This is a genomic window from Lentzea aerocolonigenes (assembly GCF_000974445.1).
GTDB lineage: Bacteria > Actinomycetota > Actinomycetes > Mycobacteriales > Pseudonocardiaceae > Lentzea > Lentzea aerocolonigenes.
Window position 1 is genome coordinate 56331 of sequence record NZ_BBOJ01000010.1, and the last position, 14022, is coordinate 70352.

General features: G+C 72.0%; 12 protein-coding genes. 3 read left to right on the forward strand and 9 right to left on the reverse strand.

All coding sequences use genetic code 11. The features are described 5' to 3' along the window. Window positions 1-9: 9 nt before the first annotated feature. The 9 genes from AOM45_RS20170 to AOM45_RS20210 are packed head-to-tail and all read right to left on the reverse strand — an operon-like array spanning window position 10 to window position 9857. Window positions 10-993 (reverse strand): acyl carrier protein, encoded by a 984-nt coding sequence (locus tag AOM45_RS20170; RefSeq protein ID WP_030469221.1) that lies wholly within the window; start codon window positions 991-993, stop codon window positions 10-12. Next, window positions 990-2321, reverse strand: a complete 1332-nt coding sequence (locus AOM45_RS20175; protein ID WP_030469220.1) for a TrpB-like pyridoxal phosphate-dependent enzyme — start codon at window positions 2319-2321, stop codon at window positions 990-992. Before AOM45_RS20175 ends, AOM45_RS20170 begins: the two co-directional genes overlap by 4 nt. Beyond that, window positions 2318-2587 carry an acyl carrier protein gene (locus tag AOM45_RS20180; RefSeq protein WP_030469219.1) on the reverse strand — a complete coding sequence of 90 codons (270 nt, stop codon included), beginning with the start codon at window positions 2585-2587 and terminating at the stop codon, window positions 2318-2320. The genes AOM45_RS20175 and AOM45_RS20180 overlap by 4 nt, the downstream gene beginning before the upstream one ends. Further along, window positions 2584-3843 (reverse strand): glutamate-5-semialdehyde dehydrogenase, encoded by a 1260-nt coding sequence (locus tag AOM45_RS20185; protein ID WP_030469218.1) that lies wholly within the window; start codon window positions 3841-3843, stop codon window positions 2584-2586. The genes AOM45_RS20180 and AOM45_RS20185 overlap by 4 nt, the downstream gene beginning before the upstream one ends. 11 nt (window positions 3844-3854) lie before the next feature. Next, entirely contained in the window at window positions 3855-4592 is a 738-nt protein-coding gene (locus tag AOM45_RS20190; protein WP_030469217.1) for an SDR family NAD(P)-dependent oxidoreductase, read from the reverse strand. 52 nt (window positions 4593-4644) lie between these two features. Beyond that, on the reverse strand, window positions 4645-5394 hold the full coding sequence (locus AOM45_RS20195; protein WP_030469216.1) for a thioesterase II family protein: 750 nt from the start codon (window positions 5392-5394) through the stop codon (window positions 4645-4647). Further along, the gene (locus tag AOM45_RS20200) at window positions 5391-6923 is read right to left on the reverse strand and encodes a class I SAM-dependent methyltransferase (RefSeq protein WP_035911106.1); all 1533 of its coding nucleotides are present in this window, start codon (window positions 6921-6923) and stop codon (window positions 5391-5393) included. Before AOM45_RS20200 ends, AOM45_RS20195 begins: the two co-directional genes overlap by 4 nt. 10 nt (window positions 6924-6933) lie before the next feature. Then, window positions 6934-9243, reverse strand: a complete 2310-nt coding sequence (locus AOM45_RS20205; RefSeq protein WP_030469215.1) for an amino acid adenylation domain-containing protein — start codon at window positions 9241-9243, stop codon at window positions 6934-6936. Continuing rightward, complete coding sequence (locus AOM45_RS20210; RefSeq protein ID WP_063757085.1) at window positions 9243-9857, reverse strand: 4'-phosphopantetheinyl transferase family protein; 615 nt, start codon at window positions 9855-9857, stop codon at window positions 9243-9245. The genes AOM45_RS20205 and AOM45_RS20210 overlap by 1 nt, the downstream gene beginning before the upstream one ends. A gap of 241 nt (window positions 9858-10098) precedes the next feature. On the opposite strand from AOM45_RS20210, the gene AOM45_RS20215 reads away from it, so the two are divergent. The 3 genes from AOM45_RS20215 to AOM45_RS20225 are packed head-to-tail and all read left to right on the forward strand — an operon-like array spanning window position 10099 to window position 13996. Next, entirely contained in the window at window positions 10099-10800 is a 702-nt protein-coding gene (locus AOM45_RS20215; RefSeq protein ID WP_030469213.1) for a thioesterase II family protein, read from the forward strand. After that, entirely contained in the window at window positions 10797-11642 is an 846-nt protein-coding gene (locus AOM45_RS20220) for an SDR family oxidoreductase (RefSeq protein WP_030469212.1), read from the forward strand. Before AOM45_RS20215 ends, AOM45_RS20220 begins: the two co-directional genes overlap by 4 nt. Before the next feature lie 17 nt (window positions 11643-11659). Next, the gene (locus AOM45_RS20225; protein ID WP_051783914.1) at window positions 11660-13996 is read left to right on the forward strand and encodes a non-ribosomal peptide synthetase; all 2337 of its coding nucleotides are present in this window, start codon (window positions 11660-11662) and stop codon (window positions 13994-13996) included. Window positions 13997-14022: the final 26 nt, after the last annotated feature.

Sequence of the window (14022 nt, forward strand, 5' to 3'; positions counted from 1 at the left end):
CGGTTCGGGTTATCGGGCGGCCAGAGCCCGGCTGACCAGGCCACACAGGTCGTCGAGGCGGTGCAGCCGTTCGGGCACGAGCTGCGCCGCGTCGAACTCGACCGCGAACCGCTCCTCCAGCAGTTCGACGATCTCGACCATGCGCAGCGAGCCGAAGCCCGGAATCGCCGTGAGTTCGTCGGTGACGACGTCCACCCGCAGCACGGATGCCACCGTCGCGCGCACCGCCTGCCTCACGTCGTCGAAGACCGCGGCATCCGTCAGCAACGCCTCTTCCAGGCGCGCGAACAGCTCCGGTGGCTCCGCCCGGCCGCGCGCCACCCGCCGGTACGCCAGGTAGGTGTGCTCGACGACGGAGGCCCAGCGGCGCAGGTGGTCGTCGGCGTCCACGCACCGGTGAGCGGCGTGCAGCCGGCGTTGCCTGGCCAGCAGCCAGGTCTCGAGGGTGAGCCGGTCCAGCGCGGCGACCCGGTCCGGGTGGGTCGCGTAGGCCTTCACGTACCGGCTGACCTCTTCGGCGTCGACGTCGACGACTGGTTCCGGTGCCGGTCCGAGCTCCGCGGGCGAGAGCCACAGGACGCGCGCGTCGCTGAGCAAATCGTCACCGGGACGCTCGTTGGCCGGGCGGCCCGTGACGAGCCGGGCCTGCCCCCACGGGGTGTCGTTGTGGTAGGCGTCGGTGACGGACCCGTCGGGTTCCAGGAGGAAGCTGTGCGTGATGTGCTTCCGCGTGAAGTAAGGGCACCAGGGAAGGTCGAACGCGTCCGCGAGCACGTAGCGCAGGTCCGTCCCACGTGGACTCAGACCCAGCGTCGTGCAGGCGGCCGCGATCTGACCGTCCACCTCGGGTTCGACGGTCGGCAGGCCGTCGCTGCCCAGGACCGGCCGGAACGACAACCGGTGCCCGAGCCGCAGATGCGTGCCCTCGCCGTGGAACCGGTCGGCGGCGAACGCCAGGTTGACCTCGATGCAGTCGAAGAGCTCGCCGTTCACCGCGGCCTCCCCAGGTTCGCGGTGGCGAGCCGGATCAGCTGCTCGTCCGGGATCTCGTCGTGCAGCTCGCCCGCCAGCAGCTGGTCGTACGCGCCGAGGTCCAGCAGCCCGTGACCGCTGACGCACACCAGCACGCCCTCGGTGGTCCGGTGGTCGGCGTCGCGGTCGCGCACACCGTCGACGGCGAGTCGCGCGGCGGCGGCCAGCGCGTGGCCGGACTCGGGTGCGGGCAGCACGCCCTCGGTGCGCACGAAGGTGTGCGCCGCCGACAGCGCGTCGGCCTGACCGACCGCTGTCGCGGCGATCTGGCCGTGGAACCGCATGGCGGACAACAGCTTCGCGGCTCCGTGATAACGCAGGCCCGCGGAGTGCGAGTCGGGGATCGCGAACTCGCTGCCCACGGTGTACATGGCCTCCATCGGGCCACGGCCCGCGCTGTCCGTGCGGTCGTAGGCGTACACGCCGCGCGTGAGCTTGGGCGTGGTGGACGATTCCGCGGCCAGCAGCAGCGGCGCGGGCCTGCCTTCCCTCACGGCGGCGGCGAACGGGGGCAGCGCGATGCCGCCGAAGTTCGAGCCGGCGCCGACACAGCCGACCACCGCGTCCACCTTCGCGTCCAGCGCACCGAGCTGGTCGAGCGCCTCGGTGCCGACGACCGACTGGTGCAGGATGCTGTAGGTCTCGCCGCTGCCGATGGCGAACGCGCAGCCGTCCCGTTCCGCCGCGTAGGCCACGGCCTCACCGATGGCCACCGACAGGCTGTTGCCGGGCCGGTCCGCGGACACCGCGCGGCCCACCTCGGTCAACGGACTCGGGCTCTCGTGCAGCGTCGCGCCGAGCAACCGCATCAGTGTGCCGCGGTACGGCTTGCGGCGCAGGCTGCCGGCGACCATGAACACCGTGCAGCGCAGGCCGAACCACGCACACGCCGCCGCCAGCGCGGTGCCCCACTGGCCCGCGCCAGTGCCGGTGACGAGCTCGGTGACTCCGGCCTTGCGGTAGTAGTAGGCCTGCGCGAGCGCGGTGTTGAACTTGTGGCTGCCGGAGACGTTGCCGCCCTCGTACTTCACGTAGATCGGCACGCGTGCGCCGACCGCTCTGGCGAACGCGTCCGCGCGCCACAGCGGGGTCGGCCGATAGCGCCGGTACTGCTCCAGCACCGGTTCGGGGATGTCCCAGAACTCCCGCTGCGACAGGCTCTGCCGCACCAGCTCCATGGGCAGGTTCACCGACACGCCCTCGCCGGACGACGGCGGCGCGACGTCCTCGGGCAGCGTGTGCCCGAGGTGCGGCAGGACGCTCTGCCACTGCTTGGGCAGTTCGCTCATGCGACCCGCCCGCGGACGGCCTGGACGACGTCGTCGACGGTCGTGAACGTGCGCCCGACGAAGATGTCGTCGGGCAGCTCGATGCCGAGCACGTCCTCCAGCTTGATCAGCATGCCGAGGAAGCCCATCGACGTCACGCGCAGCAGCCCGCCGTTGAGCGGCTCGTCGTCGCGCAGGTCGGCGGGATCCATCCGCAGCCGCGACTCCGCGAGCAGGACCTGTTTGACGACGACGGCCAGTGCCGCCTCGTCGAGTGTGTTCGTCATCGAAGCTCCTCGTCCAGCGAAGCGCGCAGCGTGCCGCCCGCCTCGACGACCCAGCTGGTGGTGGTGAGTGCGGTCAAGCCGACCGGCCCGCGGACCTGCAGCCGGCCCGTGCTGATCGCGATCTCCGGGCCCAGACCCATCGTCGGGCCGTCGTGCAGCCGCAGCGAGCCGTTCACGACGAGTGTCGCGGCGTCCACCTCGCGGCAGAACGTCTGCACTACCGAGGGATCCGCGGCGACGACCGCCTCGGTGTGTCCGGAGCCGTGCTCGCGGATCAGCGCGACGGCCTCCTCGACACCGGACACCGGCCGCAACGCCAGGGTGCGGTCGAGGAACTCGCGACCGAGATCCACATCGGCCAGTGGCAGCACGGTGACCAGGTCGTTGCCCGTGACCCCGAACTGCTCCGGCACCTTCAGCGTGCACGGCTCACCTGCCGTCTTCACGATCGCGTCCGCGACCGACGGCAAGGCCCGCTCGTCGCACAGGATCGTCTCGAGGGTGTTGCAGGCCGTGGGTTCGGACAGCTTGCTGTCCAGGGCGATCGCGGCAACCTCGCCGGGGTCGGCGGAGTGGTGCGCGTACAGGTGGTTGACGCCGCCGCCGCTGGCGATCACCGGGATGCGCGAGGCCGTGCGGCAGAAGTCGATGAGGCTGGGACCGCCGCGCGGCAGCAGGACGTCGATCGCGTCGCCGCGGGTGAGCAGCGTGCGCAGCTCGGATCGGCCGCAGTTGTCCAGCAGATGCACCATGTGCTCCGGCAGGCCCGAGTCCCGCAGCGCCGCGCGGATGACGGGCGCCAGCGCGCGGTTGGTCGCGGCGATCTCCGTGCCACCCTTGAGCAGCACGGCGTTGCCCATGACGACCGGCAGCAGGGCGCCTTCGACCGACACCGCGGGGCGGGCTTCGTAGATCATCAGCACCACGCCGAGCGGCCGGGTCGCCCGGCGCACCCGGAGCGGACCGGCCTCGTGCACCGGGTCCGGGGCGAGGCGACCGAGCGCGTCCGCGACGTCCGCGGTCAGCCGGCCGAGCCAGGCGAGCTGCTCGTCACTCATGCGAATTCGGTCGACGAGCGTCTCCGGCGCGCCTTTCTCCCGGATGGCGCGCAGGTCCTCGGCATTCGCGTCCACAATGGACTCCCACGCGGCGTGCAGGTGCTCGCGCAGTGACGTGCAGAAGTTCAGGTATTCCGCGGCGCCGGGCGGTGGAGCCGCCGTCACGCAGGAGCGGGAGAGCTCGAGAATCTCGTCCATCGGTCGGCCCCTCACCACATGAACTGGCCGCCGTCGACGATCAGTCGCTGGCCGCTGACGTAGGAACTTCCCTTGGACACCAGGAACTCGAAGGCATCGGCGATGTCCTCGACGGTGCCGATCCGGTCGAGCGGGATCTCGTCGAGCACGGCCCGCCTGGCCGCGGGGTCGTCGAGGTTGAACCGCTCACGCAGCTCGTCGGTCTCGGTCATGCCGGGGATGAGGCAGTTGACCCTGATCCGCGGCGCCAGCTCCAGCGCGAGGCACTTGGTGAGCTGCAGCAGGCCGGCCTTGCTGGCGCAGTAGTTCGCGCCGTTGCGGCGTGGCCGGATCCCGGTGGTGGCACCGATGTTCACGATCACCGGGTCGTCGGTGCCCGCCATGTGCGGCACGACCGCCTTGGTGAGCAGGAACGGCCCGGTCAGGTTCACGTCGACCACCCGGCGCCACGACTCGACGTCGAGGTCGGCGAACGGCTTGTCGATGTTCAGCCCGGCGTTGTTCACCAGGACGCGCGGCGAGCCGAATCGGGTCACCGCCTCGTCGACCGCGGCGGTCACCTGGTCCGGGTCAGCCACGTCGCAGGCGATCGGCGTGAACCGATCGCCGAGCTCGTCCCGCGCCGCCTCGGCCCGCGCGGTGTCGCGGTGGTAGAGCCCGACGACGTGGTGGCCCAGTGCGATGAGCCTGGAGCTGAGTGCGAACCCGATCCCGCGCGTTCCGCCGCTTGCGATGGCAAGGGCAGTCATCAGTAGGTCCTTCCCAGTCGGATGGCCGAGATTCGGTCGGCCTGCGGTCGAGTCAATCGCATGGCACATCGGGTGTCATCGCGATCAGCGGGCCTTCCGCTGCCACGGCAGGTTGTTGCCGACGGGCCAGCTCACGCACCACGTCCGCGGCGTCGTGCTGGATGAAGAAATGGCCGCCGGCGAAGAGAACCACCTCCGCGGAGCCCGTGGTGCTCTCGCACCAGGACTCGGGTTCGAGATCGTCTTCCTCGCCGTACAACGCGACGAGCTCACAGTCCACTGTGGTCGCCTGCGGCAGGTAGTCCTCCAGCAGCGCCAGGTCCGCGAGCAGCACCGGCGTCGACAGCGCCACCAGCTCCTCGAACAGGTCCGGGTCGGGGACGTTCAGCGACGCCACGACATCCCTGATCGCCGCCGCCACGTCTTCCTCCGCCGTGGCGCCGTAGACGGCTCTGCGGCGGGACGCGGGCGGCGCACAGCCCGCCACCACCAGTCCCGCCGGACGCACGAGCGCGGCGACCTCCAGCGCCACGAGAGCGCCCATGCTGTGCCCGAACACCAGGACCGGCACGTCGCCGGGGATCTCGGCCGCGATCTCTTCGGCCACCGCCCGGATGTCGGTGGCGAAGGGCTCACCGAAGCGAGGTCCGCGGCCGGGCAGGCAGGCCGCGCTGAGCCGCCAAGTCTGCGGTACCAAGCGACGCCACGGTTCGTAGGTCACCGGTCCGGCACCCGCGCCCGGGATCGCGACGACGTGCAGTGTGGGCCGGTCGGGGTCGGTGAACGGGATGAGCGCGGTCATCGCGCACCGCGCTGGGCGACGCGCTCGGCCAGCGCGCGGGCGGTCTGGCACTCGAACAGGTCGCGCAGGTTGATGTCCATGCCGTCCTGCCGCAGCTCCCGCACGCACATCGCGGCGGGCAGCGACGCCCCGCCCAGTGCGAAGAAGCTCTCCTCCGCGCCGAACGACTCGGCGCGCACGTGCCGTCCGAACGCGGCCAGCACAGCCTCCAGCACCGGGTCACCGCTCTCCGTCGCCCCGCTGATGATCTGGGTCGCGGTGAACCGGCGCGATCCGGTCACGTCCGTGCCCAGCTCGCGGACGAACACCACGTCGGTGAGCCCAGGGGCCTCCCGCAACAGCGCCGCCGCCAGCGATCCGGCGAAGCGCGGCGGGAACATCGCGGCCGACCGGCCGTCGCCACCGGACGTGACCGGGTCGGCGGACCGGAAGTGGGTGCCCGCCGGCACGAACGAGACGTCGAACGAGCCGTCCGCGTCGCCCGCGCTCCAGCTGACCCGCGGCACCCACCCGTGGTGCTCGGCCAGCGCGCACAACGACTCCGGGTCGAGTCCGTCGCCGAGCCGCGCGTTGGGCACCCCGCGATATCCGAACGGCTCGGTCTCTTCGACCAGTCGCGAGTCCACAGTGGACAAACTGGGCTCCTGGCGCCAGTCCGTGACCGGAGACTCGGCCGGGCAGCCGACGTGCAGGACGAGGTCGAACCGGAACAGGGTCATCTCGTTGACGCCGCTACCCCGCCGCGGTGCGGCCTCGACGGCGGTCAGCCGCGGGAACCGGCGCAGCAGCCAGCACCCCCACGCCGGGTCCACGGAGAGCTCGCCGTCGTCGCGGATCTCCTGCTCGGCGACGGTTCCACGCGAGGATGCCTTGCGCGCGGCCCACGTCTCGTGCAGCGCGTCGCTGCGCAGGTCGCCGAGGAAGACGTGCCCACCGTCCTCGACGACGGCCAGCGCGTTCTCGATCACCTGCTCCAGGTAGCGCAGCGACGGGAAGTACTGGACGACCGAGTTGACGATCACCGTGTCGTACCGGCCGCCGACGGCCGAGGGCGCGGTCAGCGCCTCCGCCTGGGCCACCTCGACGCGCGGATCACCCAGCGAGCGCACCATCTCCAGCACCGGCGCCGAGAAGTCGGTCGCCACGTACGTCTCGATCGGCGCGGCGTCGAGGATCGGCCGCAGCAGCAGGCCCGTACCAACGCCCAGCTCCAGCACCCGGCGCGGTTCCAGGGCCAGGATGCGGGCGACCGTCGTGCCGACCCACTCGTGCATCTGGTCGAGCGGGATCGCGTCACCGGTGAAGCTGTCGTCCCAGCCGAGGAACGCCGCGTCGGACCCGAGGCCGCCGGTGCCGCTCACCCGCACGTGCGTGTCTTCGAAGATCGACCGCCACGAGTCCACATAGGACGCACGAACGTCCGGCGCGTCGGCCGCGACGGCGGGCACCACCGCGGCGGTGGTGCCTTGCACCCGGACGTCGTCCACGAGGTCGTGTGCGCACAGGGCGTTCTCGATGTCGTCAGGCATGGGGGTCCTTTCAGGCGCCGACGCAGAAGCGGCCGCATTCCGGGCCGTGGACGTGCAGCGCCTGGTCGGCGCGGCGGACGAGGTCGTCCCGGTTGACCTTGCCGTTGGCGGTCACCGGGAGGTGCCGCAGCTGGGTCAGCCGGGTCGGCATCATGTACTCGGGCAGCAGTGCGGCGAGGTGGTCGCGCAGCTCGGCGGACGGCAGCTTGCGCGAACGGCACGTGTAGTACGCGACGAGCTGGCGTTCACCGCCCGGCTCCGCGACCACGGCCGCGGCCGCCGCGACGTCGGGGTGCTTGGTCATCGCCGACTGCACGTCGCCCAGCTCGATCCGGTAGCCGCGCACCTTCACCTGGTGGTCCAGCCTGCCGAGGAACTCGAGGTTGCCGTCCTCGCGCCACACAGCCCGGTCGCCGGTGCTGTACATCCGTTCACCCGGCCGCGGCGCGTAGCGGTCCGGCAGGAACTTGCGCGCGGACAGCAGCGGGTCGCCGAGGTAGCCCGCGGCGATGCACTCCCCGGCGATGTACAGGTCGCCGGGCGTGCCGACCGGGCAGTGGCCGAGGTCGTCGTCGAGCACGTAGTACCGGGCGTTCGGCATCGGCTTGCCGTACGGGATGCTCGGCCACGCCGGGTCGACCTCGCCGACGCGGAAACTGTTGGACCACACGGTCGCCTCGGTCGCGCCGCCCAGCGCGATCACCTTCGCGCCCGGGAAGAAGTGCCTGATCTGGTCGGGCATGCCGACCGGGATCCAGTCGCCGCTGAGGAACACCCGGCGCAGCGCCGGCTCACCCGGCGGCACCGGCAGCTCGTTCGCGGTGGCGAGCAGCAGCGCCATGGTGGCGGGCGCGGTGTCCCAGAACGTGACCGGCTCTTCGCGCAGGATCTTCAGCAACGCCTCGGGGTCGCCGATCCGGTCGTCGTCGACGAGCCGCACCGAGGCGCCCGCCGCGAGGATGCCGAACATGTCGTAGACGGACAGGTCGAACGCGAACGACGTGAGGAACAGCAGCCGGTCGTCCGGGGTGACCTCGAAGTCCCCGTTGACCCACTCGATCAGGTTGGCGACCGCGCGGTGCTGGATCATCACGCCCTTCGGGTTGCCAGTGGAACCCGAGGTGAAGATCGCGTACGCGAGGTCGGACGGCTTGGCCGCCAGGGCGTGCCCGGCGGGCAGCGGTTCGGTGGCTTCGACGTCCGGCGCGCCCCACAACGTGAGGCCGTGGACCGGGCCGTCGAGCACGGCGTCGTAGCGCGCGGCGATGGGCTCGGCAAACGACGCGGGGTCACGGCGTTCGATCCGCGCACCCGCGAGGTGGCCGGGCGGCACGCGGAACAGGTCGGGGTTCGCACCGGACGCCGGGTCGATCAGGTCGGCCAGCACGATCCGGCCACCGGGCGCGAGCAGCTTGAGGCACTGTTCCAGCACGTCGTCGAAGTAGCCCGGACCGGGGAAGAACTGCACCACGCTGGCCAGGAGCACGACGTCGAACGGGCCGTCGGTCAGCTCGGTGACCTGGTGGGCGAACCCGGTGTGCAACTCGGCCTTCAGCTCCTGGCCGTCGACCCACTCGCGGCAGGCGGCGATGGCGATCCCGGACGGGTCGATGCCGGTGTAGGACGCGGCGGCGGGCACCAGTTCGCGCAGCAACAGGCCGGAGCCGCAGCCGACCTCCAGCACGCGCCCACCCGGTCCGGCGAGCTCGAGCACGCGGTCCCGGTAGGCGAGAATCTCGGTCTCGCTGAGCTGAGGGCCGGAGCCGAGGTTGAAGCCCGCGGCGCGGTACGGGTCGTCCTGGCCGGCGACGTAGTCCCAGAACTCGCTGACCTGCGCGCGTTCCTCGGTGGTCGACGGCTGGACGACGGGCCCGTCGAGACAGATCACGTCGGACAGATCGGGCGCGAGCGCCTTCAGCTCGAACGCGCGCTTGAGGTGCCTCGTGTCGGTCAGCACCCGGCGGCACCCCGCCTGCCGCAGCACCTGCGCCATCCGTTCCAACGGCCAGCGCGGGTCGAGCGGCACGTACGCCGCGTCCGCCCGGTGCACGCCCATCAGCCCCCGCACGGCCTCCGGGTGGTGCCCGGTGAGCAGGCCGACGAAGCTGTTCGGTCGCACCCCGATCGCCCGCAGGAACGCGCCGGTGCGCCGGGCCGCGAGGTCCAGTTCGGCGTGGGTGTAAGCGGTTCCGGCCTCGGTGACGAGCGCGGGCCGGTGCGGGTGTGCGGCGGCCGCGGCCGCGGTCCACTCCGTGATCAGCCGGTCCGCGGGGAAAGGCCGGTCGGTGTCGAACCACTCCGCGGGTGGTGCTTGAGTCATCAGTCGCTTCCCTCGCTCCAGGCGCAGGACACCGGCACCGGGGCCTGTCCGCGCAACGCCGTCCACCTCACGGGCCCCCACGAGCCGCTGGTCTGCCCCACCGCGACGGGCACCGTCCACGGCCGGCCGCAAAGCCCCTGCCCAGCCGCCTTCACGCAGGCCTCCTGCGCGGTCCACATCCAGGTGAACTCCGCGGTGCGCACGTCGTCGGCCATCGCCTCGAACGCGGCGGTGTCCTGTTCGCGACAGCACCGCCGCAGCAACGCCGGGCTCACCGGCCGCTGCGGCACCTCGACATCGACACCGACGCGCAGGTGCTCGCCGACGGCGGCCGCCACCCAGTCGCCCGAGTGGGACAGGCTCACCCCGATCCAGGGGTGGTCGGGCAGGAACGGCCGTCCGCCCGGTTCCTTCGCGATCGTCGTGCCCGCCCAGTCCGCCACCAGCCCGTCCCCCAGCAGCCCGCGCAACAGCGTTCGCGCCGCGAGGAACTCCCGGGCACGCCAGGAAGGCATGCCCTCGGCGGCCTGCCGGTCCGCGGTGGCGACCGGTGATGAGCCGAGCACCTCGTCGCACTCGGCGACTCGGTGACGCACGGGATGGCTGGCTGACACGAGCTCGAGTGAAACGCAGCGCCGCGCGGGCTGTCATCGCGTTCGGACGGCCGTGAACTGCCACGGCAGCTTCCTGCACTGCGAGCCCACGACGTGGTGGCATCAGGTTGTCATGGCAGCACGCTGACGTCCCGTTTTGTGGAGCGGCGTGCTCCGGTTCGGACAGGATCGGTGGCGTCCTGCCGAATCCAACTGGGGAGTTGAGATCCATGTCCGACAACAACGGCTGGCAGAAGCGCTGATGCTTCCGGTTCTGTGTTTCCCCTTCGCCGGCGCCGGTGCGGCCGCGTTCCGCAGGTGTCAGGAGTTCTCCGCACGCCGCGTGCGCGTCGTCCCGATCGAACTACCCGGCCGGGCGACGCGGTTCGCGGAACCGCCGTACACCACCGTTTCCGAGGCGGTCGACGGCCTGCACCCGGAGATCGTCGAGCTGCTCGGCGACGAGCGCGAGGTCGCGCTGTTCGGGCACAGTCTCGGCGCGGTGCTGGCGTTCGAGATGGCACTGCGGCTCGAGTCGTCCTTCACCGTGCGCGGCGTGTTCGTCAGCGGGTCGCCCGGCCCGTGGACGCGGCGCGCGCGCCGCGCCTCCGGGCTGTCCGACGGCGAGTTCCTCGACCGGGTCAAGGACCTCGCGGGGCACTCGCACCCCGCGCTGGAGGACCCCGAGCTGCGCGAGATGCTGCTGCCCGTCCTGCGGGCCGACGTCGAGATGCACGAGGCCTACCTCGCGGCACCCGATGTCCGGCTCGACGCGCCCCTCTTCTCGATCCGGGGCGCCGAGGACGAGCTCGTCAGCACTCAGCAAGCAGCGCAGTGGGCCGGCGCGACGACGGGTGCGTTCCGCGCCGTCGAGGTGCCGGGAGGCCACATGTACGTGGCCGACGACCCGCTCGCACTCGTGCGGCTGGTCGACGACCTGCTGCCGGAGCCGGTGAGCCCGTGACCCAGCTGTCGCAGCCGTCGCGTCTGGCAGGCAAGACCGCGATCATCACCGGAGCCGCTCGCGGCGTGGGCCGCGCGTGCGCGCGCCTGTTCGCCGAACAGGGCGCGGATCTCGTGCTCGTCGACATCGCGGGTGACCTGCCCGGCGTGCCGTACCCGATGGGCACGGCCAGCCAGCTGGAGCACACCGCGGACGTGTGCCGCGAGCTCGGCTCGACCGTGCTGGCGACCAAGGCGGACCTGCGCGACGACGCGGCGGTGCGGGCAGCGGTGGACAGCGCGATCGGCCGGTTCGGCCGGATCGACGTGGTGGTCAACAACGCGGGCATCGCGGCACCGTCCGGGCAGCCCGTCCACCGCACGTCGCCGGAGGACTGGCAGCTCATGCTGGACGTCAACCTGTCCGGCGCGTGGCGGGTGATCAACGCGGTCGGCGACGTGATGACCGCGCAGCGGTCCGGCAGCATCGTCAACATCTCGTCGACCGCGGGATTGGTGGGCTACCGGCACTTCGCGGGCTACGTCGCGGCCAAGCACGGGCTCGTCGGGCTCACCAAGGCCGCCGCGCTGGACCTCGCACCGCTGGGCGTGCGCGTCAACGCGTTGTGCCCCGGTTCGATCCGCGACGCGGAGTCCGTCGAGGGCGTGATGCTCTCGCAGATCGCGCGGGCGCTGGACGTCCCGGTCGCCGACCACGAGACGACCTTCGTCGCGGCACAGCCGATGAACGCGCTCGTCGAACCCGAGGACGTCGCCGCGGCCGCGCTGTGGCTCGCCTCGGACGAGTCGGTGCGCGTCACCGGATCCGTGACCACCGTCGACGGCGGATTCACCGCCCGCTGACCCACCGGAGGACGAACATGCTCTGCCACGCCGTGGCCGTCCGGTTGGACGAGCCGTGCACAGCCGCCGGCCTGTGGACGGAGACCGTCGCCCTGCGGTCCGACGACCCCGCCGCCGGCCGGCTGCGCGACCGCGAGCTGCATCGGCCCGTCGACCCGCACACCGGACCGGGGTTCCGCGCGGTGCAGCTGTGCTACGCCGACGGGCCCGTGGACCTCGTGCTGGTCGCGCACGACACCGTGGCCGACGCCGAGGCGTTGGAACGCATGGCGCGCAGCGGTGAGCTCAACCCGCCCGCCGCGGTCGAGCGCGAGTACACGTTTCCGGAACCACCGGCCTGGGGCTTCGGCGATCCCGCCGCGCGCGGCGTCCGCGAGCTGACAGTCCACATCGGACAGACCGACCGGTTGAGCGAGGGGCTCGGCGTCGTGCTGCGGCGTTGCGGTCACGAGCCGACCGGCGTTCCACTCGTCACCATCGGGCGCACGGGCCGCGCGCACCTCGGCGTGCCGCTGGACATCAGGCTCGACGGCGACGACGCGCACTGCCGCTACGACCCGCGGTACTTCACCGCGGACGCGGTCGAGCGGCTACTCCGGATGAGCCTCTTCGACCCCACCGACGAGCTGAAACGGCTCGGCGGCGCGGACATCACCCTCCCCGGTCCCCCGACGACCATCCACGACCTCGTCGCCACCCGCGCGGCCGAGACGCCGGACCGGATCGCGGTCACCGGGCCCGGCGGCGAGCTGACCTACGCCCGGCTCGTCGACGAGGCGGACCGCGTGGCCGGAGCGCTGCGCGAGCGCGGCATCCGGCCCGGTGACCGCGTCGGTGTGCGCCTGGAACGCACGACCCGGCTCGTGGTCGTGCTGCTCGGCGTCCTGCGCGCGGGCGCCGCCTACGTGCCGCTCGACCCGGCGTACCCACGGGAACGCCTCGACTACACGATCTCCGACGCCGGCCTGACCGTCGTGGTCGACGACCCCGGTCTCACCGGTCCGGCCGGCCCACCGCACAGCGATCCGGACGGCATCGCCTACGTCATCTACACCTCCGGCTCGACGGGTGAACCGAAGGGCGTCGCGGTCCCCCACCGCAACGTCACGGCCCTGATCGAGGCCACGCGGGACGACTTCGTCCTCAATGGACACGACGTGTGGACGTTCTTCCACTCGGCCGCCTTCGACTTCTCCGTCTGGGAGATCTGGGGCTGTCTGATGACCGGCGGCAGGCTCGTCGTGGTCCCGCACGACGTCTCCCGCTCTCCCGAGGACTTCCGCACCCTGCTCGACGAGCACCGCGTCACGGTCCTCAGCCAGACGCCCAGCGCCTTCGCCCAGCTGCGCGCGGAGAAGCCGCTCGACCACGCACCGCGCCTGGTCGTGCTGGGCGGCGAACCGTTCGACGCCACCGGAGCGCTCCCCTGGCTCGACCGGCACCCGGCGAGCCGCGTGGTCAACATGTTCGGCATCACCGAGACGACCGTGCACGTCACCGCCCAGACCGTGACGCGCGGTGAGGCGGTCGCGCGCTCCCGTTCGGTGGGCCGGCCGTTGCCCGGCTGGAGCGTCACGATCCGAGACCAGGAAGGCAACCTGCTGCCGCCCGGAGTCGCGGGCGAGATCAACGTCGGCGGCGCCGGCCTCGCCGAGGGGTACCTCGGCCGGCCGGAGCTGACCGCACAACGGTTCGTCAGCGAGAACGGCGAACGCCGCTACCGCAGCGGGGACCTCGGCAGGCTGCTGCCCGACGGCAGGCTCGAGCACCTCGGCCGGATCGACAGCCAGGTGAAGCTGCGCGGGTTCCGCATCGAGCTGGGCGAGATCAGGGCGCGGCTGCTGGACGACCCGTCAGTCGCGACCGCTGTCGTCGTGCTGCGCCAACCGGATCCGGACGACCCGGCGAGCGCGCGGCTCGACGCGTACGTGGTGCCGCAAGGCGATGGTGTGGACACTGTGGACACCGCAGCCGTGCGGGACCGGGCCGCGGCGTTCCTGCCCGCCCACATGCTGCCCGCGACGATCAGCGTGCTCGCCGCGTTGCCGTTGACCGCCAACGGAAAAGTCGACACCGACCGGCTGCCCGATCCGCGGGACTGCCTCGCGCCGGACGCGGAGGTGACACACGACGGCACCCTGCCAGAGGTGGTGCGCGCGGTGTGGACGCGGGTGTTCGGCGTGCGGGTCAAGCCGGGTGACGACTTCTTCGGCCTCGGCGGCAACTCGCTGCTGGCGATCCGGCTGATGGCCGGGCTGCGGGCGGAGCGGCTGCCGCCGATGTCGATCCGCGACCTCTACCTGGCCCCGAGATGCGACGACTTCGCCCAGCGCGTCGCGGCAGCGGCCGAATGACCCATCCCACGACACGGAAAGAAGGA

What these genes read in the sequence shown, in the direction of transcription:
- AOM45_RS20180 (WP_030469219.1), bottom strand. Translation starts at nt 2,587, where the DNA reads ATGACGAACACACTCGACGAGGCGGCACTGGCCGTCGTCGTCAAACAG.
- AOM45_RS20195 (WP_030469216.1), bottom strand. Translation starts at nt 5,394, where the DNA reads ATGACCGCGCTCATCCCGTTCACCGACCCCGACCGGCCCACACTGCAC.
- AOM45_RS20205 (WP_030469215.1), bottom strand. Translation starts at nt 9,243, where the DNA reads ATGACTCAAGCACCACCCGCGGAGTGGTTCGACACCGACCGGCCTTTC.
- AOM45_RS20175 (WP_030469220.1), bottom strand. Translation starts at nt 2,321, where the DNA reads ATGAGCGAACTGCCCAAGCAGTGGCAGAGCGTCCTGCCGCACCTCGGG.
- AOM45_RS20190 (WP_030469217.1), bottom strand. Translation starts at nt 4,592, where the DNA reads ATGACTGCCCTTGCCATCGCAAGCGGCGGAACGCGCGGGATCGGGTTC.
- AOM45_RS20215 (WP_030469213.1), top strand. Translation starts at nt 10,099, where the DNA reads ATGCTTCCGGTTCTGTGTTTCCCCTTCGCCGGCGCCGGTGCGGCCGCG.
- AOM45_RS20200 (WP_035911106.1), bottom strand. Translation starts at nt 6,923, where the DNA reads ATGCCTGACGACATCGAGAACGCCCTGTGCGCACACGACCTCGTGGAC.
- AOM45_RS20225 (WP_051783914.1), top strand. Translation starts at nt 11,660, where the DNA reads ATGCTCTGCCACGCCGTGGCCGTCCGGTTGGACGAGCCGTGCACAGCC.
- AOM45_RS20185 (WP_030469218.1), bottom strand. Translation starts at nt 3,843, where the DNA reads ATGGACGAGATTCTCGAGCTCTCCCGCTCCTGCGTGACGGCGGCTCCA.